This is a genomic window from Microbacterium salsuginis, from assembly GCF_012524205.1.
GTDB lineage: Bacteria > Actinomycetota > Actinomycetes > Actinomycetales > Microbacteriaceae > Microbacterium > Microbacterium salsuginis.
This window is the reverse complement of sequence record NZ_JABACI010000001.1, coordinates 1,263,873-1,288,633: the sequence shown is the minus strand read 5'-3', so window position 1 is coordinate 1,288,633 and position 24,761 is coordinate 1,263,873. Positions and strand designations below refer to the sequence as shown.

The 24,761-nt window shown below is 69.3% G+C and carries 21 protein-coding genes; 13 read left to right on the top strand and 8 right to left on the bottom strand.

All coding sequences use genetic code 11. The features are described from left to right. Positions 1 to 26 precede the first annotated feature (26 nt). The gene (locus tag HF576_RS06120) at positions 27 to 1,463 is read left to right on the top strand and encodes a hypothetical protein (protein WP_343234176.1); all 1,437 of its coding nucleotides are present in this window, start codon (positions 27 to 29) and stop codon (positions 1,461 to 1,463) included. On the opposite strand, the gene HF576_RS06115 is transcribed toward HF576_RS06120, so the two are convergent. Genes HF576_RS06115 through HF576_RS06105 form a run of 3 tightly spaced genes read right to left on the bottom strand, consistent with a single transcriptional unit; the run spans position 1,367 to position 3,229 of the window. Next, positions 1,367 to 1,879 (bottom strand): hypothetical protein, encoded by a 513-nt coding sequence (locus HF576_RS06115; protein WP_168911820.1) that lies wholly within the window; start codon positions 1,877 to 1,879, stop codon positions 1,367 to 1,369. The genes HF576_RS06120 and HF576_RS06115 overlap by 97 nt on opposite strands. Then, positions 1,876 to 2,568, bottom strand: coding sequence for a DUF4352 domain-containing protein (locus HF576_RS06110; protein WP_240948647.1), 693 nt, complete (start codon positions 2,566 to 2,568; stop codon positions 1,876 to 1,878). The genes HF576_RS06115 and HF576_RS06110 overlap by 4 nt, the downstream gene beginning before the upstream one ends. Continuing rightward, the gene (locus tag HF576_RS06105; RefSeq protein WP_205834743.1) at positions 2,558 to 3,229 is read right to left on the bottom strand and encodes a hypothetical protein; all 672 of its coding nucleotides are present in this window, start codon (positions 3,227 to 3,229) and stop codon (positions 2,558 to 2,560) included. Before HF576_RS06105 ends, HF576_RS06110 begins: the two co-directional genes overlap by 11 nt. A gap of 70 nt (positions 3,230 to 3,299) precedes the next feature. Between HF576_RS06105 and HF576_RS06100 the strand changes: the two genes are divergently transcribed. After that, complete coding sequence (locus HF576_RS06100; protein ID WP_168911818.1) at positions 3,300 to 7,121, top strand: proline dehydrogenase family protein; 3,822 nt, start codon at positions 3,300 to 3,302, stop codon at positions 7,119 to 7,121. 21 nt (positions 7,122 to 7,142) lie between these two features. Here the strand turns inward: HF576_RS06100 and HF576_RS06095 are convergent, their stop codons facing one another. Further along, positions 7,143 to 8,174, bottom strand: coding sequence for a LacI family DNA-binding transcriptional regulator (locus HF576_RS06095; protein ID WP_240948646.1), 1,032 nt, complete (start codon positions 8,172 to 8,174; stop codon positions 7,143 to 7,145). 320 nt (positions 8,175 to 8,494) lie between these two features. Here HF576_RS06095 and HF576_RS06090 point away from each other — a divergent pair, with 320 nt between their 5' ends. From HF576_RS06090 to HF576_RS06070, 5 genes are all read left to right on the top strand, one after another. Then, positions 8,495 to 9,859 (top strand): extracellular solute-binding protein, encoded by a 1,365-nt coding sequence (locus tag HF576_RS06090; protein WP_168911816.1) that lies wholly within the window; start codon positions 8,495 to 8,497, stop codon positions 9,857 to 9,859. A 73-nt stretch (positions 9,860 to 9,932) separates the two neighbouring features. Next, positions 9,933 to 10,862, top strand: coding sequence for a carbohydrate ABC transporter permease (locus tag HF576_RS06085; RefSeq protein ID WP_168911815.1), 930 nt, complete (start codon positions 9,933 to 9,935; stop codon positions 10,860 to 10,862). After that, positions 10,859 to 11,785 (top strand): carbohydrate ABC transporter permease, encoded by a 927-nt coding sequence (locus HF576_RS06080; RefSeq protein ID WP_168911814.1) that lies wholly within the window; start codon positions 10,859 to 10,861, stop codon positions 11,783 to 11,785. The genes HF576_RS06085 and HF576_RS06080 overlap by 4 nt, the downstream gene beginning before the upstream one ends. Positions 11,786 to 11,837: 52 nt before the next feature. After that, positions 11,838 to 13,349, top strand: a complete 1,512-nt coding sequence (arfA, locus tag HF576_RS06075; RefSeq protein WP_168911813.1) for an arabinosylfuranosidase ArfA — start codon at positions 11,838 to 11,840, stop codon at positions 13,347 to 13,349. Between the two features lie 12 nt (positions 13,350 to 13,361). Then, positions 13,362 to 14,378 (top strand): LacI family DNA-binding transcriptional regulator, encoded by a 1,017-nt coding sequence (locus HF576_RS06070; protein WP_168911812.1) that lies wholly within the window; start codon positions 13,362 to 13,364, stop codon positions 14,376 to 14,378. 117 nt (positions 14,379 to 14,495) lie between these two features. On the opposite strand, the gene HF576_RS06065 is transcribed toward HF576_RS06070, so the two are convergent. Then, positions 14,496 to 16,070, bottom strand: a complete 1,575-nt coding sequence (locus HF576_RS06065; protein WP_205834741.1) for an alpha/beta hydrolase-fold protein — start codon at positions 16,068 to 16,070, stop codon at positions 14,496 to 14,498. 330 nt (positions 16,071 to 16,400) lie between these two features. Between HF576_RS06065 and HF576_RS06060 the strand changes: the two genes are divergently transcribed. After that, positions 16,401 to 18,611 (top strand): alpha/beta hydrolase-fold protein, encoded by a 2,211-nt coding sequence (locus HF576_RS06060; RefSeq protein ID WP_168911811.1) that lies wholly within the window; start codon positions 16,401 to 16,403, stop codon positions 18,609 to 18,611. A gap of 54 nt (positions 18,612 to 18,665) precedes the next feature. On the opposite strand, the gene HF576_RS06055 is transcribed toward HF576_RS06060, so the two are convergent. Continuing rightward, positions 18,666 to 19,226, bottom strand: coding sequence for a pyridoxine/pyridoxamine 5'-phosphate oxidase (locus HF576_RS06055; protein WP_168911810.1), 561 nt, complete (start codon positions 19,224 to 19,226; stop codon positions 18,666 to 18,668). Then, positions 19,223 to 19,924, bottom strand: a complete 702-nt coding sequence (locus tag HF576_RS06050; protein ID WP_168911809.1) for a DUF4386 domain-containing protein — start codon at positions 19,922 to 19,924, stop codon at positions 19,223 to 19,225. The genes HF576_RS06055 and HF576_RS06050 overlap by 4 nt, the downstream gene beginning before the upstream one ends. A 93-nt stretch (positions 19,925 to 20,017) precedes the next feature. Here HF576_RS06050 and HF576_RS06045 point away from each other — a divergent pair, with 93 nt between their 5' ends. The 5 genes from HF576_RS06045 (at position 20,018) to rocD (ending at position 23,948) form a co-directional block, all read left to right on the top strand. After that, positions 20,018 to 20,452 (top strand): hypothetical protein, encoded by a 435-nt coding sequence (locus tag HF576_RS06045; protein ID WP_168911808.1) that lies wholly within the window; start codon positions 20,018 to 20,020, stop codon positions 20,450 to 20,452. Next, entirely contained in the window at positions 20,452 to 20,667 is a 216-nt protein-coding gene (locus HF576_RS06040; protein ID WP_168911807.1) for a helix-turn-helix transcriptional regulator, read from the top strand. Before HF576_RS06045 ends, HF576_RS06040 begins: the two co-directional genes overlap by 1 nt. Position 20,668: 1 nt before the next feature. Then, entirely contained in the window at positions 20,669 to 21,688 is a 1,020-nt protein-coding gene (locus HF576_RS06035; RefSeq protein WP_168911806.1) for an NAD(P)-dependent alcohol dehydrogenase, read from the top strand. Between the two features lie 138 nt (positions 21,689 to 21,826). Beyond that, positions 21,827 to 22,711, top strand: a complete 885-nt coding sequence (ddaH, locus tag HF576_RS06030; protein ID WP_205834739.1) for a dimethylargininase — start codon at positions 21,827 to 21,829, stop codon at positions 22,709 to 22,711. 10 nt (positions 22,712 to 22,721) lie between these two features. Beyond that, positions 22,722 to 23,948 carry an ornithine--oxo-acid transaminase gene (gene rocD, locus HF576_RS06025; protein ID WP_277348805.1) on the top strand — a complete coding sequence of 409 codons (1,227 nt, stop codon included), beginning with the start codon at positions 22,722 to 22,724 and terminating at the stop codon, positions 23,946 to 23,948. Positions 23,949 to 23,994: 46 nt separating this feature from the next. Here the strand turns inward: rocD and HF576_RS06020 are convergent, their stop codons facing one another. Next, entirely contained in the window at positions 23,995 to 24,687 is a 693-nt protein-coding gene (locus HF576_RS06020) for a FadR/GntR family transcriptional regulator (protein WP_168911805.1), read from the bottom strand. Positions 24,688 to 24,761: the final 74 nt, after the last annotated feature.

The window sequence follows — 24,761 nt, the reverse complement described above, 5'->3', positions numbered from 1 at the left end:
GCGGCGAGGACCGCTACCGTGAACTCGTGATCGCGGTCCTCCAGGTCGCCGGCCGCCTGCTGTGGCAGCACTGGCCGGCACTCCTCGCCTGGTATCTCGGCGCCATCCTGGCGCGCTACGCAATCATCGAGATCGCGGGCTTCGTCGGCGCGTACAACGCGGTCGCGGGGTCGTTGCTGTTGCCTCTCGCGATCCTCGCGCGGCTCATCGCGCTCGTCGCGATGTTCCTGGTCCTCCGCGACGGCATGCGCCAGCTCAACGCCATCGCACCGCTCACGACCGACCCTGCGACGCGCCGGCGCGAGTTCCTCGACGCGCTGATGACGGGGATCCTTCCGTTCTTCGCGTTCTATGCCGCGTGGGGGTACCTGCGTGAGGACGCGGTGGCGTACTTCGCGCGAGTGCTCGAGGTCGACACGGAGCTGGGCTGGCAGCAGTTGGCGGCCGAGCTCGCGGGCGAAGAGGGCGCCGCGACGCAGGTGGCGGGCGACGGCCAGGTGGGCGAGCTGACCATCACGCCGATCACGATCGCGATCGTCGTCATCGCCTTCGCGCTGCGGTGGCTGTGGAAGCGGCACCGCGAGAAGCTGCCCCGCTGGACGGGCGGCTTCGCGGCCTACCTCGAGGCGCTGTGGGTCTACTACACGGTCACGGTCATCGGTCTCGCTCTCGGCGTGGTGACCTCGTGGGTTGGATCGCGTCAGGCGATGGTGTGGCTCGCTGACTTCCGCGAAGCGATCACCGCCGGCTTCGCGCCGCTCGCGTGGATCTGGGAAGGCGTCGAGTGGTTCCTCGGCGAGGCGGGCGGCATCATCCTCCTCCCCGTCGCCTGGCTCACCATCTCGGGCGTTGTGTACGGCCAGGCGGTCGCACCCCGTGCGGTGACGACCGAGAGCCTCGGCGGCGAGGTCGGCCGCCGCATCCGTTCCCGTTACCGGTCGCTGCCGCAGCGCCTGCGCGCGCGGCTCGCCGACATCTGGAGCGACCTCGTCGGCCGCTTCACCCCCATCGGCCGGGCGTTCGTGCTCATGTGGCGCGCGGGTCCCGTGCTGATCGGCGGGTTCGTGCTGCTCTACACACTGCTGCTCGGACTGCAAGGCCTGCTGGAATGGGCGATCCCGCGCGCCTTCGGACCGCAGGACTTCGAGGACTTCTGGATCGTGAACGACCAGCTCATCTTCCTCATCGCCCCGCTGCTGATCGAGCCGATCCGCATCGCCCTCGTCGCGGGCGGCTATGACGCCGTGATCGGCAAGCTGCGCACGCGTGAGGCCGAGGCGGTCGAGATCGAGGCGAAGGAGCAGGTGGATGCCGCGGCATCCGTTCCTCTGGAGAGCGCCGCTGACATGCCTCCGGCCCGCCCGGCTCAGGGGGCGACGACGGCGCTCACGAACTCCGGGTACGATCCCGCGGAGCCGAACTCGACAGTGAACGGTCCCGACGCGTCCTCGGGCACCAGATAGTCGAGTTCGACCTCGTACGGAGCCGTTGCTTCGTCGTCGCAGAAGGTCCAGCGGTCCGAGTCCCATTCGCGCCCGAGATCGTCCCGGGGCGTCCACTCTCGCATCGCGCCGTCCACTTCCCTCAGGACGAAGGCGGAGCATGCGATCGGCGGGTCGCCGGGGTCGATCTGCACGGTGACCGCGAGAACGCGTGCGTCCTGCGGGGCCAGCGGCAACTCGGTGAACTCCGCCGAGACAGGCCCCACGTGCGCATCGGCGTAGCGGACGGATTCGCCCGGTGCCACGCTGATCGGCTCTGTGGCCGAGCCCTGCCGGATCCCGGCCCACTCGTTCCACGACATCGTCAGCGCCGCAGCCGGAATCAGCACCGCGAGCGCACCCAGCGCGATCGCGTTGGACCGCCACCACCCGGTCACGGATTCACCCAGCCCGTCTCGACCAGTTCGGTCTCGTCGACGACCGGCACGTCGGCCAGATCGAACGACACCACGATCATCGAGTCGAGCCGCACGTCGTTCCCGGGTGCGAGGGCGAGTTCGAGCGTGCCCGAGCCCTCGTCGAGCCCCTCCGGCAGCTCGAAGGCGAGGCTCCCGGTCTGGGTGATGCCCGCCGTCATCGTCGTGTCGAGAAACGACTCCGGACGATCGCTCGCGCTGAACCGCACGCCGTCGATCACGACGACCGCGTGGTTGATGTCTCCGCCCTCCGAGATGACTGACGCGGCCTGCAGGTCGACGACGAGCCAGTTGCCCTCCGCCGTCCAGCCGTCGGCGGCGCTGAGGCGGGCGGTGCGCCGGATGTCGGTGACCGTTCCGGTGAGGTTGCGGCCTGTTGCCTCCTGTCCGACTGTGACTTCGACAGGGAACGGCGCCTGCGCCTGCTCCTCGCCCGGGGTCACGAGCGCGACCAACCAGGCCGCGACGATGAGACCGGCGCCGATCGCCCACGCCGCCCACCCGGGCAGACGGCTCGTCGGTGCGACAGGGGCCAGGGCCGGCCCTGCGGCCGGCGTCGCATCGGCAGGGGACACCGCGTCCGCAGCCGGTTCCGGCCCGGCGGCCGGGACGCCCGGCTCGGCGGCGCTCGTCCCGGTTTCAGCCGTCATCGCCGGCCTCCTCCGGTTCGGCGCCCGCGCCGACGTCCTCGATCTCGAGGGTCACGGTCGCGTCCGGGACAGGGTCGGTCCACCACTGCCCGTTCATCACGAACGAGCCGGTGTACAGCGACAACTCCTGCAACGTGACCGTCAGCTCATCGCCCTCCGCATAGTCGTCGGCGTCCACGGCCCACGTGTACACGAGCTCAGCCGGCACGCCGGGCTGCAGTTCGGGGCTGGTGGTCGCGTCGTCCAGCCGCGCGACTGACGAGTCCGCCTCGGCGTCCACTCCCTCGATGGTGAACGAATCGCCGATGCTCTCCTTTCCGAACGACCCTTGAGGCTCGTCCCACGTGTTCTCGACGTCGACGACGAGCGCCAGCACGCGCTGCCCTTCCTCGGGGAAGACGCCGGAGCCGGGGAGCTCGTCGATGAGCACCGCGCGCTTGACCGTCAGCGACCGCTGATCCGTCACATGGGCGTCGCCCGGTTCGAGCTGTGCGAGCTCGGGCGGAGCCGCCGTCGCGAGGCCGCCGAAGGCCGCCGTCGCCGCGAGGAAGGCGGCCGTGGCGAGGCCGGCGAACCATCGCGTCGGCACCCTGTCGGTGGCCGCGCGGATCCACTCGAAGCGGCGCCGGGGCACGGGCGCGGCGTCGGGCGACTCGGACACGAGCACAGCCTACGGCGAGTTGCCCCCGGCATCCGGAATCCGAACCGCTCCGAGACCGTAGGCTGGTCGCATGGTGACCGACCCTTACGAGGGGGACACCGACCGTCCGGCCCCCGGCGACGACCTCGCTGCCCGTGCCGTGACGCTGGCGCAGCGGTGGATCACCGAGAGCGCCGAGGTCGACGTGGACCCCGCAGCCGAGCGACTCGCCGGCGTACTCAAAGACCCGAACGGCCTGCCGTTCACGATCGGGTTCGTCGACGGGGTGATGCGTCCCGAGAGCTTGTCGGCCGCGGCATCCCAGCTTCATCGCATCGCGCCGCTCGTGCCCGAGTTCCTGCCGTGGTATCTGCGCGGCGCCGTGCGCGTGGGCGGCACGGTGGCCCCGGTACTGCCGTCGCCGGTCGTGCCGATCGCGCGGCGCGTGCTGCGCGAGATGGTCGGGCATCTCGTCGTCGACGCCCGGCCCGAGAAGCTCGGCCCCGCGATCGCCGCGATCCGCGAGAGCGGCGCGCGGCTGAACCTCAATCTGCTCGGCGAGGCCGTGCTCGGCGAGCAGGAGGCGCTGCGCCGGCTCGAGGGCATCCACGATCTCATCCGCCGTCCCGACGTGGACTACGTGTCGGTCAAGGTCTCGGCCATCGCGAGCCACATCTCGATGTGGGCCTTCCACGAGGTCGTCGACAAGGTCGTGGAACGACTGCTGCCGCTGTACCTCTCGGCAGCGAGCGACCGCACCTTCATCAATCTCGACATGGAGGAGTATCGCGACCTCGACCTGACGATCGCCGTGTTCACCCGCATCCTCGAGGACCCCCGCCTGCGCGACCTCGAGGCCGGCATCGTGCTGCAGGCCTACCTGCCCGACGCCCTGCCCGCGCTGCAGGAGCTGACCGCGTGGGCGCGCGCACGCGTCGCCGACGGAGCAGCGCGCATCAAGGTGCGGCTCGTGAAGGGCGCGAACCTCGCGATGGAGCGAGTGGATGCCGTCATGCACGGCTGGTCGCTCGCGACCTACGACGCGAAGGTCGACTCCGACGCGAACTACGTGCGCTGCCTCGACTTCGCGCTGCGGCCGGAGAACACGGCGGCGGTGCGGATCGGCGTCGCGGGCCACAACCTCTTCGACATCGCGTACGCCCGGCTGCTCGCCGAGCGCACCGGCGTGCGTGCGGACACGTCGGCAGGCTCAGTGCCGGCGACGTCCGGCGCCGCCGGCGCGTCGCCGGATGTCGAGTTCGAGATGCTGCTCGGGATGGCGCAGGGCCAGGTCGCCGCGGTGTCGCGCGAGGTCGGACACGTGCTGCTCTACGTGCCGGTGGTGCGCCCCGACGAGTTCGACGTCGCGATCAGCTACCTCGTGCGGCGCCTGGAGGAGAACGCCTCGAGCGAGAACTTCCTCTCGGCCGCGTTCGACCTCGCCGAGGACCCGGCGATGTTCGAGCGCGAACGCGACCGGTTCCTCGCGTCGCTCGCGCGCGCGGGCGACACCACCCTTCCGATCGGACCCCGACGCACGCAGGACCGCACGGCAGGGCCCGGCGGGTCGCCGCGCGCGCGGGCACGGCTGCTGCGCGGCGGAGCGCCCGAGGAGGACGCCGGACTGACGCAGGCTGTGATCGGCATCGCCCGGTCCGCCGTCGCGGTCGACTCCACCATCGACGCCGGCGCCGACACCGCGCCGGTCGCGCCGTCGGTCGAGGAGCAGGTCTTCGGCGGTGAGGCCTTCGTCGAGACCGCGGTGTTCGCGCCGCGAGAGACGGCCGCCCGCAGCGTCGGCGCACCGGGCTTCCGCAACACCCCCGACACCGACCCGGCTCTGCCGGCGAATCGGGAATGGGCCCGCGGCATCCTGTCCCGTATCGACGTGTCCCGCGCGGGCGACGCGACCATCGCAGCCGCACGGGTGACGGGCGAGCCAGAGCTTCAGCAGATCGTGGCACGGGTGAGGGATGCTGCGGCCGCATGGGGCGCGACGCCCGCGGCCGATCGCGCCGCGGTGCTGGCCGAAGCAGCGCACGCGCTAGAGGCGCGCCGCGGCGAGCTGATCGAGGTCGCCGCCTCCGAGACCGGCAAGGTCTTCGCCGAGGCCGACGTCGAGGTGAGCGAGGCCGTCGACTTCGCGAACTACTACGCAGCCACGGCGCGCGAGCTCGACCGGGTCAGCGGCGCCGTGTTCGAGCCGGCCCGGCTGACCGTGGTGACGCCGCCCTGGAACTTCCCGATCGCCATTCCGGCGGGCGGCGTGCTCGCCGCCCTCGCGGCGGGTTCGGGCGTCGTGTTCAAGCCCGCACCCCAGGCGCGCCGCTGTGCGGCCGTGGTCGCCGAGGCCTTGTGGCAGGCAGGAGTGCCGCGCGATGTGCTGGCTCTCGTCGACATCGACGAGGGCGGCCTCGGGCAGGCGCTCATCGCGCATCCCGCTGTGGACCGCGTCATCCTCACCGGCTCGTGGGAAACTGCGGCCCTGTTCCGGTCGTGGCGCCCCGACCTGCCGCTGCTCGCCGAGACGAGCGGCAAGAACGCCATGATCGTCATGCCGTCCGCGGATCTCGATCTGGCGGCATCCGATCTCGTCAAGAGCGCCTTCGGGCACGCCGGGCAGAAATGCTCGGCCGCGTCGCTCGCGATCCTCGTCGGACCGGTCGGGCACTCCCGCAGATTCGCGCGACAGCTCGTCGACGCGGTCACGTCGCTGCGGATCGGCTCGCCGACCGACCCGCTCGCCGAGGTGGGCCCCGTCATCGAGCCGCCGCGCGGCAAGCTGCAGTGGGCGCTGTCGACCCTCGACGAGGGCGAGAAGTGGCTCATCGAGCCGCGCCTGCTCGACGCCGATCCAGAGTTCGCCGGGCGCCTGTGGTCTCCCGGCATCCGCACGGGCGTGCAGCCGGGATCGCGCTTCCACCACGAGGAGTTCTTCGGGCCGGTGCTGGGCGTCATGCACGCTTCGTCGTTGTCGCACGCGATCGAGCTGCAGAACGCCGTCGCGTACGGCCTGACGGCGGGCCTCTACACGCAGAACCCCGAGGACCTCTCCCTGTGGCTCGACCGTGTCGAGGCGGGAAATCTCTACGTCAACCGGGGCATCACGGGAGCCATCGTGCAGCGCCAGCCGTTCGGCGGCTGGAAGCGGTCATCGGTCGGCCCCGGCACGAAGGCCGGCGGACCAAACTACCTGGTCGGCCTGGGCCGCTGGCGCGCGACCTCCCGCGGCGCGGCATCCGCGACCCTGCACCTGCGAGGCCTCGACTCGCGCATCGCCGCGATCATCGAGGCGGCACAGCCCTCGCTGGACTACGACGCGTTCGAATGGCTGCGGCGGGGTGCGCTCTCGGACGCGATCGCGTGGGACCGCGAGTTCGGGCAGGTCAAGGATGTGTCGGGACTGGGCATCGAGCGCAACCTCTTCCGCTACCGCCCCGTCCCTTCGGTCGGCCTGCGGGCCACCGCGGATGCGACCTGGCAGGCGGTGCTGCGGACCGTCGTGGCCGGTGTCCGCGCCGGGTCGGCCCTGACGCTGAGCGCGCCGGTCGGACTGCCGGCCGCCGTGCGGCGGGTGCTGAGCGACCTCGGGGTCGGGGTCTTCGTCGAGTCCGACGAGCAGTGGCTCGAGCGGATCACCGCGACGGATGCCGGCATCCGGGCGGCAGCCGACGACGGCGTCGCGACTCCCCGGCCGACGCGCGTGCGGCTGATCGGTCCCGCGGAGGCGGTCGCGGCGCTCCACGGGCAGCTCTCGCGCGCAGCCGGGGGAGACCCCGACCTGGCCGTCTACGACAACGACGTGACGACCGCGGGACGACTGGAGCTGCTGCCGTTCCTGCGAGAGCAGTCGGTGACGATCACCGCGCACCGCTTCGGCAACCCCGACCCGTGGTCGGAGGCTGTGATCTAGCGACGGGGGCCCTGGCCCGTCCTACTCGTCGTCGTCGGCGCTCGCGAAGCCGGTCGACTCGCGAGCGACGATGCGGAAGGCGGGCTTGAAGGTCTCGGGCGGGCGCCGCTCGCCCTTCTCGTTGATGCGCTCGATGAGCCGGTCGACCGCGATCGCGGCGATCTCGTCCCTGCCGGGGTCGACCGTGGTCATCGAGGGCACCGAGTACCTGCTCTCATCGATGTTGTCGAAGCCGATGACGGCGACGTCGTCCGGAACGGTGATGCCTTCTTCGCGGAGCGCGCGCAGCACACCGAGGCCGAGCGTGTCGCTGAGTGCGAACACCGCATCGAAGGCGACGCCCTCGCGAACCATGACGTGGATCGCCGCCGCACCGCCGGCGCGGTTCCACCGGGACATCTCCGTCGTACGCACGAGAGTCGGATCCAGCTCGATCCCCGCCTGCTCGAGGGCCCGCACGTAACCCTTCAGACGCAGGTTGGCCGAGCTGGGCTCTTCGCCGCCGTGCAGATCGGCGCCCACGAGAGCGATGCGCCGCCGGCCGATCGACAGCAGGTGCTCCACGGCTGCCTGTGCCGACGACATGTTGTGCATCGTGACGTGGTCGGTCGGGCCGCCGAAGATCCGCTCACCGAGAAGCACGAGAGGCCCGTCGACCGACAGGGCCGGCGCATCCTCCTGGCCCAGGCTGACCGGGCTGAAAAGCAGCCCGTCGAGGAACCGGGGCCGGCTGCTCGCCACCGCCCGCAGCTCGGCGTCGCGCTGACCGCTGGTCTGCTCCACCATCACTCCCAGTCCGCGCTTCTCGGCGGCGCGGATGACGGCATCGGCGAGCTCGGCGAAGTAGTTCTCGCGAAGCGAGGGGACGGCGAGTCCGATGACTCCGGTGCGACCGGATCGCAGACCGCGTGCCGACAGGTTCGGCCGGTAATCGAGCTGCTCGATGGCCTCGATCACCCGATCGCGTGTCCCTGGGCGCACGTGCGGATAGTCGTTGATGACGTTCGAGACCGTCTTGATCGAGACGCCCGCCACCCGGGCGACGTCGTGCATCGTCGGTCCCATCGACGCTCCCGCTTTCCCCTGTGGATGTCTCACTCTACTGCGCCCGACGTCCGCATCGCGGTGGCGGAAGGCTCGCATCGCAGGACAGCATCCGACGAATCTACATCGTTGCAATGCGAAGTTTCGCAACCGCCCCAGGATTTTTCGGAATGGTCTTGACAGTGGCGTGCACCCGGTGGGAAGGTGTCTGCAAATGTTGTTCTACAACGTTGTAGACCGAACCCGAGTTTCGGCCCGCTTCCCGAGCGGCTGACTCTCGCGACGGTCGCGCACCGACGAAGAAGTCCCGCAATCGAAAGGAAACTCCAGTGAAGACGAAGCACGTCCTTACTGCGGTCACGACGCTCGCCATGCTCGGCGCCCTCGCCGCCTGCTCGCCCGGCGGCGACGGTGGCAACGCCGATGGTGGTGGCGGCGACGCCGCGACGAACTGCACCAACACGATCCCCAAGGAAGACCTTCCCGTCGTCACCATGTGGGCGTGGTACCCCAACATGGAGCTCGTCGTCGACAACTTCAACGAGGAGAACGACGAGGTCCAGGTCTGCTGGACGAACGCCGGCGCCGGCGGCGACGCGTACGACAAGTTCCAGACCGCCATCTCGGCGGGCAGCGGTGCGCCGGACGTCATGATGGTCGAGGCGGACCGCATCGCGACCTTCCAGGCGCAGGAGGCCCTCGTCGAGCTGAACGACCTCGGTTACGAGGACGTGAAGGACAACTTCAGTGAGGGCGCGTGGAAGGACGTCTCGGTCGGCGAGGGCATCTACGGTGCTCCGGTCGACGGCGGCCCGATGGGCATGATCTACCGCACCGACATCTTCGAGCAGTACGGCGTCACCCCGCCGACGACGTGGGAGGAGTTCGAGGCGACGGCCCAGGCCGTGAAGGATGCCGGGGGCCCGGTCTTCGCTAGCTTCGCCGCGAACCAGCCCGCAGCGACGACGGCGCTGATGTACCAGAACGGCGCGCAGCCGTTCGAGTACGACCCCGCCAACGAGGGCGAGATCGGGATCAACCTCAACAGCCCCGAGATCAAGGAGGTCCTCGACTACTGGAGCGGCCTGGTCGAGAAGGGGCTGGTCGGCACCGAGGACCAGTTCACCCCCGAGTACATCGCGGGCGTCATCGGTGGCGACTACGCCACGTACCTCTCGGCCGCGTGGGCCCCCGGCTACCTGCAGGGCGCGGGCGTCGGCGAGGGTGCGGACGCCGGTGTCTGGGCAACCGCCCCGATGCCGCAGTGGGACGCGAACAACCCGATCGCGATCAACTGGGGCGGCTCCGCCTTCTCGGTCTCGAGCCAGGCGAGCGACCCCGAACTGGCCGCCAAGGTCGCGTTCGGCGTCTACGCGGACCAGGCCTCGCTGGATGACGGCTGGCAGAACCAGATCATCTTCCCGCTGAACGTCAACGTGCTCGAGTCGCCGGAGTTCCTCGACTACGAGGTGCCCTTCTTCAGCGGCCAGCAGGCCAACAAGGAGGTGTACGTGCCGGCGGCGAACGCCTACGAGGGCATGACCTACACCCCGATCGGGCAGTTCTACTACTCGCAGCTCACGGAGCAGATCGCCCGGATCAACGAGGGGTCCGCAACCGGCTCGGAAGCGGCGGACGCCCTGCAGGAAGCGGTCGTGGCCTACGCGGAGGAACAGGGGTTCACCGTCAAGTGACCTGAAAGCCGGGGGCCGGTCCGTGCTCACGCGGGCCGGCCCTCGGTCATCCCTTCACCTACCCGGAGAAATCATGACTGCCTCAACAGCAAGTCCCCTGACGAAGAAGGGGCACCGGCGCTCGACCAACGCGCGCCAGAATCGCACCGGCTGGCTCTTCGTCGGTCCGTTCGCGATCGTCTTCCTGGCGTTCCTCGTGCTGCCGATCGGCTTCGCCCTCTACCTGAGCCTCTTCCAGAAGTCGCTGATCGGCGGGACGCGGTTCGTCCTGTTCGGCAACTACGCCAAGGCGTTCACCGACCCGTCCTTCCTGGACGGCGTGTGGTTCGTCATCCGCTTCTCGCTCGTGCTCATCCCGCTGCAGATGGCGGTCTCGCTCGCGATCGCGCTGATGCTCGACATCGTCGTCTCGCGCTTCGCGCGGTTCTCGCGCCTCATGATCTTCATGCCGTACGCGATCCCGACCGTGATCGGCGCCCTGATGTGGGGGTTCCTCTACAGCGACAACTTCGGTCCGCTCGCGGAGCTCTTCGAAACATTCGGCGCGACGGCCCCTGATTTCCTGAGTCGCGGCCTGATCTTCTACGGCCTGCTCAACATCGTCACGTGGCAATGGGCCGGCTACTACATGATCATCCTGTACGCCGCACTGCAGGGCATCGATCCCACCCTGTACGAGGCGGCGCGCATCGACGGCGCGTCCCAGTGGCAGATCGTCCTGCGGATCAAGATCCCGCTGCTGGCACCGGCGCTACTGCTGATCCTCGTCTTCGCCCTCATCGGCACACTGCAGTTCTTCAACGAGCCGAAGATCCTGCAGCAGCTCGCCGCGGGAGCCATCCCCGACGACTTCACCCCGAACATGTACGCCTATCAGCAGGCGTTCTCGCTGGCGAACTACAACTACGGCTCCGCGATCTCGTTCGCCCTGGGCGCTGTCGTGTTCCTCTGCGTGTACATCTTCCTGTTCGCCACCCGCAAGCGAGGGAGCATCTTCTCATGAGCGTCACCCCCACCGAGCGCATCGTCACGCGCCGGACGCCGGGCCGCCTCGTCGAACGCCGGCGGGCTCCCCGGACCCGCGGACGCGTGTCGCTGAACATCGTGCTGGCCCTGCTGATGATCTACTTCCTGATCCCCTTCTGGTGGGTCATCGTGAACAGCTCGAAGAGCTCGGCCGGCCTGTTCGGAGGCGGCAGCTCGCTCTGGTTCGCCTCGGACATCAACTACGTCCAGAACTTCATCGACCTGTTCACCTACGGCGGAGGGATCTACGCGCGCTGGCTCGCGAACTCCGCCCTCTACGCGATCGTGGGCGGCGTCGGTGCGACGGTGCTGTCCGTGCTCGCCGGCTACGGCTTCGCGAAGTACCGCTTCGGGGGACGGAGCCTGTCGTTCGCCATCCTGCTCGGCGCCGTGATGGTGCCCACGACCGCGCTGGTGATCCCGACATTCGTGCTGTTCGCGCAGGTCGGCTGGACCAACACGATCTGGGCCGTGATCCTGCCGTCGCTGCTCAATCCGTTCGGCGTGTACCTCATGAACGTGTACGCGCGCGATTCGGTGCCCGACGAGCTCCTGGATGCCGCCCGGGTCGACGGCGCGGGAGAGTTCCGCTCCTTCTTCGTCGTGGCGCTGCCGCTGCTTCGTCCGGCGATCGTGACGGTGCTGCTGCTGTCGGTCGTGGCGTCCTGGAACAACTACTTCCTGCCGCTCGTCATGCTATCGGACAACCGCCTCTTCCCGGTGACCGTGGGCATCGGGCTCTGGCAGTCCACCGCCTCGACCTACGGCGCGGCCGGGGGTCAGAGCCTGTGGAGCATCATCGTGCTCGGCTCGCTGGTCTCGGTGATCCCGCTGATCATCGCCTTCTTGACGCTGCAGAAGTACTGGCAAGGCGGACTCGCAATCGGAAGCCTGAAGTGAGCCGGCTCCCCTCGCCCCCTCGTTCCCGTTCCGCCTGCCCTGGAAGAGAAGCATGATCCGCGCACACCTCACCATCGACCCGCACTTCGAGGTCGGAGTCGTCAATCGGCGTCTGTTCGGCTCGTTCGTCGAGCACCTGGGCCGCTGCGTGTATGACGGCATCCATGAACCGTCGCACCCGACCGCCGACGAGCACGGCTTCCGTGCCGACGTGGTGGAGCTGGTCAAGGAGCTCGGCGTCTCGACCGTCCGGTATCCCGGCGGCAACTTCGTCTCGGGCTATCGGTGGGAGGACGGCATCGGGCCGCGCGAGGAACGGCCCCGGCGGCTGGACCTTGCCTGGCACTCGACCGAGACCAACGAGATCGGGCTCGACGAGTTCGCGACGTGGCTGGAGAAGGTCGGCGGCGAGATGATGTACGCGGTCAACCTCGGCACGCGGGGGGTGCTCGAAGCGCTGGACGTGCTGGAGTACGCCAACCACCGCTCCGGGACGCGCTTGTCGGATCAGCGGGTCGCCAACGGGCACCCCGAGCCTCACAACATCCGGATGTGGTGCCTGGGCAATGAGATGGACGGTCCGTGGCAGCTCGGACACAGCACGGCCGAGCAGTACGCACAGCTCGCCGCGGCCACGGCGAGCGCCATGCGGCAGGTCGACCCGGACCTCGAGCTCGTGGTCTGCGGCAGCTCGAGCGCGCAGATGCCGACGTTCGGGGAGTGGGAACGCGTCGTGCTCGAGAAGACCTACGACAACGTCGACTACATCTCGTGCCACGCCTACTACGAGCCCAAGGGTGAGGACTACGGGAGCTTCCTGGCTTCCGCCGTCAACATGGACCGCTTCATCGAGGCCGTCGTGGCGACGGCCGATCACGTGAAGGCGATCCGGGGCAGCGACAAGTCCATCAACATCTCGTTCGACGAGTGGAACGTCTGGTACCAGTCCCGCTACCAGGAGGTGGAGCGGATCACGGATGTCGACAACTGGCCGGTCGCGCCGCGCCTGCTCGAGAACTCCTATTCGGTGCTGGATGCCGTCGTCTTCGGCAACCTCATGATCTCGCTCATCCGTCATGCCGACCGCGTGACGGCGGCGAGCCTCGCTCAGCTGGTCAACGTCATCGCACCGATCATGACGGAGCCGGGCGGACCTGCGTGGCGTCAGACCACCTTCTTCCCCTTCTCGCTCACCTCGTCGCACGCGCGGGATGTCGCTCTCGAGCTGAAACTCGACAGTCCCACCTACGACACGGAGCTCTACGGCACCGTGCCGCTCGTGGACGCGGTGGCGACGCACGACGCGAACGGCGGCGGCACCACGGTCTTCGCGGTCAACCGGAGCCTGACCGAGGAGGTGACGCTCGAGATCGACACCCTCGCCCTCGGCGGCGTCTCGCGGGCGGAGGCCACCTCGGTCTTCGACGAGGACATCCATGCGGCGAACACGCTCGAGGATCCTGACCGTGTGCGGCCGAGGCAGAACACATCGGTCGAGCTCGGCGAGGGGACCGTTCGCATCACCCTCCCGCCCGTCTCGTGGACGGTGCTCACGCTCGAGTGATTCGGGGGCGACATGACTCGCAACCAGCGGGTGACCCTCAAAGAGATCGCAGCCCAGACCGGGGTGTCGATGACGACGATCTCGAAGGTGCTCAACGGCGCGACAGACGTCTCATCCGCGACGCGCGCGCTGGTCGAAGACAGCCTCCGAAGCAGCGGCTATCGCCGACGCAAGAGCAGGAAGCGACGCGAGTACATCGAAGTCGTCCTGCATGAACTCGACGGCGACTGGGCACTGGCGATCATCGAAGGCGTCCGCGAGAGCGCGGCCGACGTCGGACTTGCGATCACTCTCTCCGTCACGGGTGATCGACGGGCCCCTGGTCCGGAGTGGCTCGACTCCGTCGTGCGCCGCGGGCCGACCGGGATCATCCTGCTCTTCGCCGGCATCTCGCCTGAGCAGCGCGCGATGCTCGATGCCCGCGGCATCCCGTTCGTCATCATCGATCCCGCGGGCGATCCGGCGCCCGGCATCCCCTCTGTCGGTTCGGCCAACTGGTCGGGCGGCCTGACCGCCACGAGGCATCTGCTGGAGCTCGGCCATCGCCGCATCGCGGCCATCACCGGCCCCGAGGACGTCATGTGCGCGCTCGCGCGGCTGGACGGGTATCGCGCGGCGATGACGTCCGCCGGGATCGAGATCGAGGCGGGATGGATCCGCTACGGCGACTTCCAGCGCGAGGCGGCTGAGCGGCACGCGCGCGAGCTGCTGCGGCTGCCCGATCCGCCGACCGCGATCTTCGCGGGGAACGACGTGCAGGCGCTCGGGGTGCTGCACGCCGCCCGGGCGATCGGGCTCGACGTGCCGCGCGACCTGTCGGTCGTGGGATTCGACGACCTCGCGGTCGCCGGACTGGCCAGCCCCCGGCTGACGACGATCCATCAGCCGCTGCGAGAGATGGCCGAACAGGCCACGCGCATCGTGCTCCAGCTCCTGGACGACGTGCCTCCGGAGGTCACCCGTGTGGAGCTTGCCACCCGCCTCGTCGTGCGGGATTCGACAGCCCCGCCACCCGCGATCGGCGTCTAGGACACAGGCGACGGATGCCTCGACCCGGCTCATGCGCCGGATCGAGGCATCCGTCATTCCATGCCGACCGGAAGAGGGCTGTCGGAACGCGTCCTCGCAGCCCCCCTCAGCGGGAGGTCACTCCAGCCAGTGGCTCAGGTTGGACGTGATCTGGCCGGCCAGGGTTGTGAGCCCGGTCGCCTGCTCCGCGGTCACCTTTCCGGCTGCCTGGAACTCGCTCACCTGCGTGACGTAGCCATCCAGCACCTCGAGGGCACCGGTGCTGTCTCCGTTGGTGACGAGCTTCAGCGCCTGCTCGAGCTTGACCGTGAGGGCGTTCCTGTTGCCCGCGTTCAGGCTCGTCGCCGCGACGCTGTCCTTCAGCTGCCCGATCTCGTCCTGGATGAACGCCTCGGGGTGCCAGAGATAGTCACGCGCCCAGATCGAGAACAGCTGGTTCCAGGCGTTGAAGTCGTGCGCACCGGCGACCGTCGTGTTCTCGATGAACCCGACGTTGTCGAGGTTCGCCACCGAGTTCGGGTTGGGCAGACCGAAGTCCCAAGCGCCGCCGCCGAAGTGGATGTACGGGTAGAGCAGGTCCGGCGTCGAAGCGGGGACGCTCGCGCCACCGCTCCAGGGGCCGTAGTACCCGAACTGGTCGGCATCGTCTCGGATCAGGTTCTGGGTGACGGCGGAACCTGCCGACAGGCCCGCGAACGCCCGGTCGATCGCGTCGGCCGAGACGTTGTAGTTGGCCTCGACGAACGGGATCACGACGTTGCGCAGGTTGGGGTACGCGTCGCCGAGGACGGCCTGGTTCCCGACGGGTCCGAGGGAATTCGTGTTCGTGGTGATGACGACCGCGGGCTCGGTGGTTCCGTCGTCGAGCAGGTTGTCCATGATGACCGGGACGTTGCCCATGTTCATCCAGTCGGACTGGTCCTGGCCGCCGCCGTGCTGCATGTAGATCGTCTTGTACGGCTCAGCGCGGTCGGGGTCGTAGTCCGGCGGGAGGTACACCCCGATGGTGCGCGGGATGGTGCCGCCCAGCGGGGGCAGACCCGGGACCTCGACGTAGCTCCACGCGCCCTTCGCGGAGTCCTCACGGGGAAGCTCGATCTGGCGCGCGGCGAGGGGCTCGAAGTTCTGCTTCTCGGCGTCGTACGGCACGAACACCTTGTTGAACGCACGCCGTGCCGTGCCGGTGATCCCGTCCGGCGCGAAGATCGGCGAGTTCGCCGGGTCGGCGACCCAGTGGTTCGTGTTGTTGTCGACGTAGAACCAGTACTGGTTCGCGCCGGCCGCGAGCGGCACGTCGACCTCCCAGTAGCCGTTCCCGACGTTGGTCATCTGGACGTCGTATCCGCCGCCGCCGCGCATGAGGCCGGGCTGATACTGCGACGGCTGGTAGACCGTCGGGTCCGCCAGGTCCGCCCAGTTGCGCAGCACGATGTCGGCGACGAACCGCACGCTCGTCGCGTCGGGGTTGTGGTACACGAAGTGCCCGGTGTAGCCCGTCGGCGAGTTCGGGTCCGCGTAGACGGTCGGCCCCGGTGTCGGGTCCGCGGCCTGGGCGGCCAACGGGACGGTGCCGAGCACCATGACCGTAGCCAGCCCGAGAGCCGTGAAGGGCTTCACGAGCCGATGGCGCCGACGGGCGACGACCGCCCCCGGGGCCTCCCCCGTGTGATTCGTCCGTGGGAAAACGCTCATTGCTGTTCCTCCTTGAATAGCCGTCGTGTGCCTCGACGCGGGCTCCGACGTCGCCAGGCTAGCCACGGTTTACGACGTTGTAAAGAGAATCTTTACGACGTTGTAAATCACTCGACATCCGGACGGCCGAGTCCGGACGGCGCGGATTCACAACGTTGCAGATTTGGTCTTGACCGTTCGCCCAGACCTTGCCAGAGTGTCGGCGTACGGCAATTTACGACGTTGTAAATGAGTTGTGGTGCGCAACGTCGTGAATCGTCTTCCACCTCTCCGGCATGCGGGCGTGCAATCGCTCGTCGAGCCGGTTCACTCAGATGAGACGAGGAATCGATGGTTATGACATCCGAGATGCGGCGCACGCGCCGGTTCGGGAGAACGCGAGGACCGGTCGCGCTGCTGACGGCCGCGCTCCTGGCTCTGGCGGGGCTCACCGCGGCGGCGCCCGCCGCGGCGGCCGACCCGTGGATCGCGGTTCAGGAGGACGGATACCTCCGCATCGCCGTGCCGAACGCCGCGGTCGAGTCCGCAGTCGGCCCGGTGTCGCAGGTGGTCGTCGAGGGCAACTTCGGCCCGTCCCACAACTGGGCCCAGATCGGCCTGCAGCGCAGCGGGGCGAACTGGACGGCGACGTACGGGCCGTTCGAGCCCGGCCTGTACTACTACCAGGTCACGGGCGACGACAGCAAAGTCCTGAAGGACACGAGCAACCCGACGAGCGTCGGCTCGGAGCCGGAGTGGAGCACCTTCTTCATCCCGGGCGAATCGGCCGCACTTCTGGCGGACGCCCCGGAGGCAGCGGGCAGCATCGAGACGCTCACCTACGACAGCACCGTCGCCGGCGAGCAGCGTGAGGCGCTCGTGTGGGTGCCCCCGACGCACGCCGACCGGGGTAAGAAGCTGCCGGTCCTGTACCTCCAGCACGGCGGCGGCCAGGGCCACCGCGACTGGGTCGACGTGGGCCGCGCCGAGCAGATCCTCGACAACCTGTGGCTGTCGGGGCAGATCCAGGACATGCTCGTCGTGATGGGCAACGGCAACGTGCCGGACTTCACCGCGGAGCTGCTCGAGAACATCGTTCCCGCAGTCGAGAGCACGTACAACGTGTCACCGTCGAAGAACCACCGCGCGCTCGCGGGCCTGTCGATGGGCGGCGGCCAGTCGTTCGCAGTGCTTCGCGATCACCCGGGCGAGTTCGAGTCCGTCGGGATCTTCGGCTCCGGAAGCATGTTCGGGCAGATCGGCGAGCTGGACGCCACCACGGTGGCCCGGATCAACGACCGCACCGACCTGGTCCGCATCTATGTCGGCAACAAGACGGATTCGGCGTACAACCGCGTCTTCGACTCGCTGCAGAAGTTCGACGCCGCCGGACTCGAGTACCAGTTCGACGGAGTCAATCCGGATGCCGGCCACAACTGGAACGCGTGGCAGGAGAACCTCATCGACTTCGCTCCGCGACTGTTCACGGACGCGCCGTCGGACCCCGCGATGAGCGAGGGGCACACGGCTCTCACCGAGCGGTTCGAGCCGCCGGCGCCGGGCACCACGCCCACCCCGTGGCTCAGCGAGGACGGATTCGTCACGTTCGAGACCACGACCGACTTCGCGGACGCCGAGTACGTCTCGGTGTGGGCGAACTGGGCGCCGGGCGGAAGCTGGCTGCGGGTGGAGATGAACAAGGTCGGTGACCGCTGGCGCGCGACCGTGGGGCCGCTCGAGGAGAAGTTCTACCACTACCGGCTCATCGTCGACCGCCAGTCGGTGAAGGACACGTCCAACCCCACCAAGGTGACGTCCGAGCCCGCGTGGAGCACGTTCCTCGTTCCGGGTGAGGGCTCACGCCTGCTCGCCGACGTCCCCGAAGGCCAGGGCGGCGACCTCGAGGTCATGACGTACCAGAGCACGGTCGCAGGCCAGGAGCGCAGCGCCTACGTGTGGACCCCGCCGGGGTACGACCCTGAGCGGGCCGAGCCCTACCCGGTGTTCGTGCTCAACCACGGCGGCGGGCAGAGCTGGACGGACTGGGTCGAGGTGGGGCGCGCGCGTCAGATCCTCGACAACCTGTCGATCGACGGCGCGATCGAGCCGATGGTCGTCGTGATGCCGAACGGCAACGTCAGCAACTACCCGAGGGAGCTGCTGGAGAACGTGATCCCGGTGACGGAGGAGCGCTACAACATCAGCAGCGATCCCCTCGATCGGGCGCTGGCGGGCTTGTCGGCCGGCGGCGCGCGCACGGTCTCGGTGCTGAAGGCGCACCCCGGTGAGTTCGCATGGATCGGCACCTTCGCGGCAGGCTTCGGCGGCACGGCTGGTGTCGATGCCGCGGCCATCAACGCCGGAACCGAGCTGTACCGGCTCTACACGGGCGACATCACCGACTTCACGTACGGATCGGTGATGAACTCCCTGCCGGTGCTGGATCAGCTGGGCATCGAGTACGAGTTCAACGGCGTGACCGTCGGACCGCACGGATGGGATGTGTGGCAGCAGAACCTGATCGACTTCGCCCCGCGCCTGTTCCAGGACGGCGCCGAGTAGGAGATCACGCGACGGCGCACCGGCGCTCCCATTCGGGAGCGTCGGTGCGTCGTTTCACGACTGAGGTCGCGTGATGGTCCACTCGCCCTCGACGCGGTCGTACGTGAGCCGCAGGTGGCGACGGTCGGGGGAGCCCTGCCAGAACTCGACGTGGTCGGGCACGACGCGCCACAGCACCCACTCGCCCTCGGGCAGGGTGGCGCGCACCTCGGCGGGGCGGCGCGCAAGGTCCGCGGCGCTCTCGTCCGGCTCGGCTTCGACGACGGCGCCCCGTACGCGGACGGCGCGCATCTGGGGTTGCCACCAGAACGACAGCGCCGCGGCGGGAGCAGCTGCGAGCTGCTGTCCCTTCTCGCTCGAGCGCTCCGAGGCGAAGGCCCAGCCTTCCGGGCCGACGTCCTTGAGGATCAGCAGACGGGCGTCCGGCATCCCGTTCGCGTCCACCGTCGCGACCGTCATGGCGAGAGGCTCGGCTATGCCGGCGTCCAGCGCCATCGAGAGCCACTGCAGGAAGAGCTCTTCCGGCGTGGATGGCAGCTGGGCGAGATCGAGCGGTGGAGGCGAGCCGACCAGCGAGGGGACGGCGCGGAGCATCGCAGCGGTGTCGGAGGTCATCCGACCATCGTTCCACGCGCCGGCGCGCCGGCCGTGCCGGTGCGGATGCCCCGGATCAAGAGGTAGGCGATCATCCAGAACTCGCCGACCGTCGCGGGCAGCGGCAGCGCGTCGACGAGCCAGCTCGGCGCCCCCGCCCAGCCAAGACCGATCGCGGTGCCGGCGATGTACCCGGCGCCGCCGCCGACCAGGAGCCATCCGAGCGCCCGGGGCATCCGGGATGTGGAGAGGATGTAGACGCCCATCGGGATCAGCCAGAGACCGAAGAAGAGCCCGCCCGCCGTCCAGAAGCCCTGCGAGATCTGGAACAGCATCGCGACGGTGGCCGCGGCATCCGCTGCTCGTGCCGGCGCTTCGGCGATTCCGACGGCGGTCGTCATCATCGCGACGCTGCCGAGGATGGCCGCCGCGTTCGCCATGCCGAAGGCTGCCACGCCGAATGCGGCGTCCGGTCGGTCCTGGCGGAAGAGCGCGTAGAACCCGAGCGCGGCCAGCGCCTGAGCCGCGACGATCCCGACTTCGAGTACGAGCGCGAGGTGGGCGAGCGCGGCGTGTGAGTGCAGTGCGGCGAGCGTCGCGTCGGCGTTGCCGGGAATGTACAGCTGCGGCCGGATGAGGAGGAACCCCGCCATGCCGAACGCCGCCAGTGCGAGGTAGGCCGCGCCCGTCCAGCGGGCGGTGTGAGTGAGGGTGTGCATCGGACGACTCCCTTGTGTAAACAATTCTTGACACCGCACGCTACGGCGGGCTATCGTCCGTGTCAAGAATCTTTTACTCGAAGGATGAGGCCGATGGTCTATGAAGAGCGCAACCTGTGGTCGAGCCTGATCGCGACGTTCGTCGCCATGACGGCGTATGTGATCGTCGTGCTGCAGCAGGCGGGCGGCGGTCCGCTCACCGACGTCGACTGGGTGCCGATCATGCTGTGGACCATCGGCGGCAGCATCGTCGGCGCCATCGTCCTGAGCATCGTGTGGGGCATGCTCGCCGGCCTCAAGAATCCCGACGAGGTGGGCAAGTCGGATCAGCGCGATCGCGACATCTCGCACATGTCGACGCGCGTCGGCCAGGCGTTCATGACCATCGCCGGCCTCGGTGTCCTCGTGCTGTGCGCCTTCGAGGCGGACTGGTTCTGGATCGCCAACACGATGTTCTTCGGCTTCGCCGTCTCCTTCACCGTGGGCGGCATCGCCAGCGTGATCGCCTACCGCCGCGGGCTGGTCTGATGGTCAAGCCCACGCGCGTGACCAACTCCATCCGGTCGCTGCGGGAGTCCGCCGGGCTCACGCAGGCCGAGCTCGCGGGGCGCATCGGCGTCACGCGCCAGACCCTCATCGCGATCGAGCAGGGCAGGTACTCACCCACGCTCGAGCTCGCCTTCCAGATCTCCCGTGTCTTCGGGGTCGGCCTCGACGACGTCTTCCAGTACCCGGAGGAATGACATGACCGCACACGCCCAGACCGAGACCGGCACGATGCCCGCGTGGCGCCAGGACCGCTACGGCGAGCCCGACGCCGTCGTGCTCGAAGAGGCGGGGGCGCCCACCCCGGGCAGGGGCGAGGTCCTGCTGCGCCCGCGCGTGACCGCCCTCAACAACGGCGACCTACGGGTGATGCGAGGCGAGCCCCGGCTCGTGCGCGCCGCATTCGGGCTGCGCCGTCCGAAGCAGCCGGTGCGGGGGATGGATGTCGCGGCCACCGTCGTCGCAGTCGGTGGCGGAGTCACGGACTTCGCGGTCGGCGACGAGGTCTTCACGGAGCTCCCCGGTGGCGGCGGGCTGGCTCGCCTCGCGCTCGCCCCGGCGAAGCGCCTCGCGCGGCGCCCGGCCGACCTCGACCCGGCGCTCGCGGCGACGCTGCCGATCGCCGGCGGCACGGCGTGGCAGGCGCTCGACCTGGCCGGCGTCGGCGGGTCCACTCGGCGTGTGCTCGTGATCGGCGCCTCGGGCGGTGTGGGCACTTTCGCCGTGCAGCTCGCCGCCTTGCGTGGAGCGGAAGTGTGGGCGCTGTGCGGTGAGCGCAATCGTCCGCTCGTCGAGGGGCTCGGCGCCACCCGCTCGTTCGACTACCGGCAGGTCCAGCCCGGCTCGCCCGAGCTTGCGCCCGGCTCGTTCTACGCCGTCATCGACATCGCAGGAACAGCGCCGCTGCGCGCCCTTCGGAGCCTCGTCCGGGATGGCGGCACGGTCGTGCTGGTCGCCGGCGAGGGCGGTCGCATTCTCGGACCGATGGGCCGGATCCTCCGCGCCGCGCTGATGTCGATCGGCTCGCGGCGACCGCTGCGCGCGTTCGTGGCGGCGACCGATACCGGCGTGCTGGCGCAGCTCGCCGCGCACGTCGTGGCGGGCCGTGTCCGGCCGGTCATCGAGCGGACCTTCCCGTTCGATCAGGCACGCGCCGCCCTCGCCCATGTCGCCGCCGGTCACACGGTGGGCAAAGTGGTGGTGACCGCGTCCGACTGAGCCGAGGCATCCGGTGCGCGCATTCCCAGGCGGTGCACAGGCATCGTGAGAGAATGAGTGCGGCGTGCCCGAGTCGCCGGCTTCCGCAGCTCCGCCGGGCCTCTGGACAGCGTCCGCCGCACGTTCGCAAGGAGACAGATGTCCACCCACGACACCGCGCCCGGCGCCTCGACCACCACCGCCACCGGAGCGGCCCGGATCCAGCAGCACCGCCGCTACCTCATGTGCCGTCCCGAGCACTTCACGGTGAGCTACACGATCAACCCGTGGATGGAGCCGGCGAACCCGACCGACACCGCGCTCGCGGTGCAGCAGTGGCAGAAGCTGTACGACACGTACATCGAGCTGGGCCACGAGGTGCACCTGATCGACCCGATCGAGGGTCTGCCCGACATGGTCTATACCGCCAACGGCGGCTTCGTCATCGACAACGTCGCGTACGGCGCCAAGTTCCGGTTCCAGGAGCGCGTGCCCGAGGGCCCCGCGTTCATGGACTGGTTCCGGGCGAACGGGTTCGAGGTCGCCGAGCCGGTCGAGGTGAACGAGGGGGAGGGGGACTTCCTGCTCGTCGGCGACACGATCCTTGCCGGCACGGGGTTCCGCTCCACCGGTGACAGCCACCGCGAGCTCGCCGAGGTCTTCGGCAAAGAGGTCGTGAGCCTCAACCTGGTCGACCCGCGCTTCTACCACCTCGACACCGCCATCTCCGTGCTCGACCCCGTCGAGGGCCCGGGCGGCGTGGAGCGCGCGAACATCGCCTACCTGCCGGGTGCATTCGACGAGCGCAGCCAGGCGATCCTCGCCGAGCGCTACCCCGACGCCATCCGCGTGGCCGACGCCGACGGGGCCGTCTTCGGCCTGAACTCCGCCAGCGACGGACTCAACGTGATCATCTCGCCGCGCGCGAAGGGCTTCGAGGCCCAGCTGCGTGAGCGCGGCTACAACCCCGTGCTGGTCGACCTGTCCGAGCTGCTGCTCGGCGGCGGCGGCATCAAGTGCTGCACCCTCGAGCTGCGGCGCTGACAGGAGCATCATGACCCCCTCGCACGCCACCCTCGACACCGCGATGATCCGCATCATCGCCGGCGAAGAAGAGCACGTCGCACACAACTACCACCCGCTTCCCGTCGTGATCTCACGCGGCGAGGGAGCGTGGGTGACAGACGTCGAGGGCAAGCGGTACCTCGATCTGCTGTCGGCCTACTCGGCGCTCAACTTCGGGCACGGGCATCCGGCTCTCCTCGCCGCTGCGCAGGAGCAGCTGAACCGTCTGACGCTCACCAGCCGCGCGTACCACAACGACCGTCTGGGGCCCTTCGCCGCCGCGCTCGCCGCGCTGTGCGGCAAGGAGCTCGTGCTGCCGATGAACACCGGCGCCGAGGCTGTCGAGACCGCGATCAAGGTCGCGCGGGCGTGGGGCTATCGCGTGAAGGGGATCACTCCGGATGCCGCGGCCATCGTGGTCGCGCACGGCAACTTCCACGGCCGCACGACGACGATCGTCGGATTCAGCGACGACCCCGACGCGCGTGGTGACTTCGGCCCGTTCGCGCCGGGCTTCGTCGGCGTGCCCTTCGGCGACGCCACCGCGATCGAAGCGGCGATCACGCCCGAGACCGCCGCCGTCCTCATCGAGCCCATCCAGGGCGAGGCGGGCGTCGTGCTGCCTCCCGAGGGGTACCTCCGCGCGGTCCGCGAGATCTGCACCGCTCACAACGTTCTGATGATCGCGGACGAGATCCAGTCCGGGCTCGGCCGCGTCGGCGAGACCTTCGCGTGCGACCGCGAGGGCGTGGTGCCCGACGTGTATCTGCTCGGCAAGGCGCTGGGCGGCGGCATCCTGCCCGTCTCGGCCGTCGTCGCCGACCGCGATGTGCTCGGCGTGATCCGGCCGGGCGAGCACGGCTCGACGTTCGGTGGCAACCCGCTGGCAGCGGCCGTCGGGCTGCGCGTGGTCGAGATGCTGCAGAGCGGCGAGTTCCAGGACCGCGCGAAGCTGCTGGGCGAGCACCTCGAGGCCAAGCTCGGCGAGCTCGTCGGTCACGGCGTCACCGCTGTGCGCGTGGTCGGGCTGTGGGCCGGCGTCGACATCGACCCGGCCGCCGGCACCGGTCGCGAGATCGCGGAGCGGCTGATCGCGCGCGGCGTGCTCGTCAAGGACACGCACGGGCACACGATCCGCATCGCACCGCCGCTCGTGGTGCGGGCGACCGAGCTCGACTGGGCCGTCGAGCAGCTGCGCGTGGTCCTCGCAGCCTGACACACCAGCGGGCCACGGGTTCACCGGGGCCGGGTGGTGCTGCCGTTCAGGAAGACCTCGACGCCGAGGCCATACCCCCCGCGACTTCGAAGTGACGCCGCATCGCCAGGCGGGCGGCATCCGGATCGTGCGCAGCAATCGCATCGACGATGTCGGCGTGGGCGCGATCGAACGCCTCCCCGGTGCTTCCGGGCGAGACCGACAGGCGACGCGTGCGCATGTCCTGCTGGAGGGACCGCCGGAGACCCTCCTGCAGCAGTTCCAGGATCGGGTTGTCGAGGATCCGCAGCAGCCGGCGGTGGAAGTCCGCGTCGGCGGCGTGGACCATGGCCAGATCCCCGCGGGCCTCGCCGGTCACCATGCGATCGACGGACTCGCGCAGCCCGGCGATCTGCGCGTCGGTGGCCACACGGGCGGCCGATTCGGCCACCGCCGCCTCGATCAGCTCACGGGAGTCGGCGACGTGCGCGTCGGTGAGATATCCCAGCGAATGCGCGATCGCGAAGTACGTCCGCACGAAGCCGAAGGACGGTGTCTCGAGGTACGTGCCGCGCCCTTGCGTGCGATGGAGGAACCCGAGGCGCTCCAGCACCGCGAGCTGCTCGCGCAGAGCGCCGCGGCTCATGCCGAGAGCATCCCCCAGCTCCCGCTCGGGTGGCAGACGCCGCCGTCCGGTGTCTTCGTCGATGGTCGAAAGATCGAGCAGACGCGCGACGAGCGTCTCGAGCGGATCAGGCATCGTACCTCCCCAGAAGGCCAGAGGGCAGGCCCTCCCCAGGAACCCAACCCCACCCGCATCGTACACGGCCGACT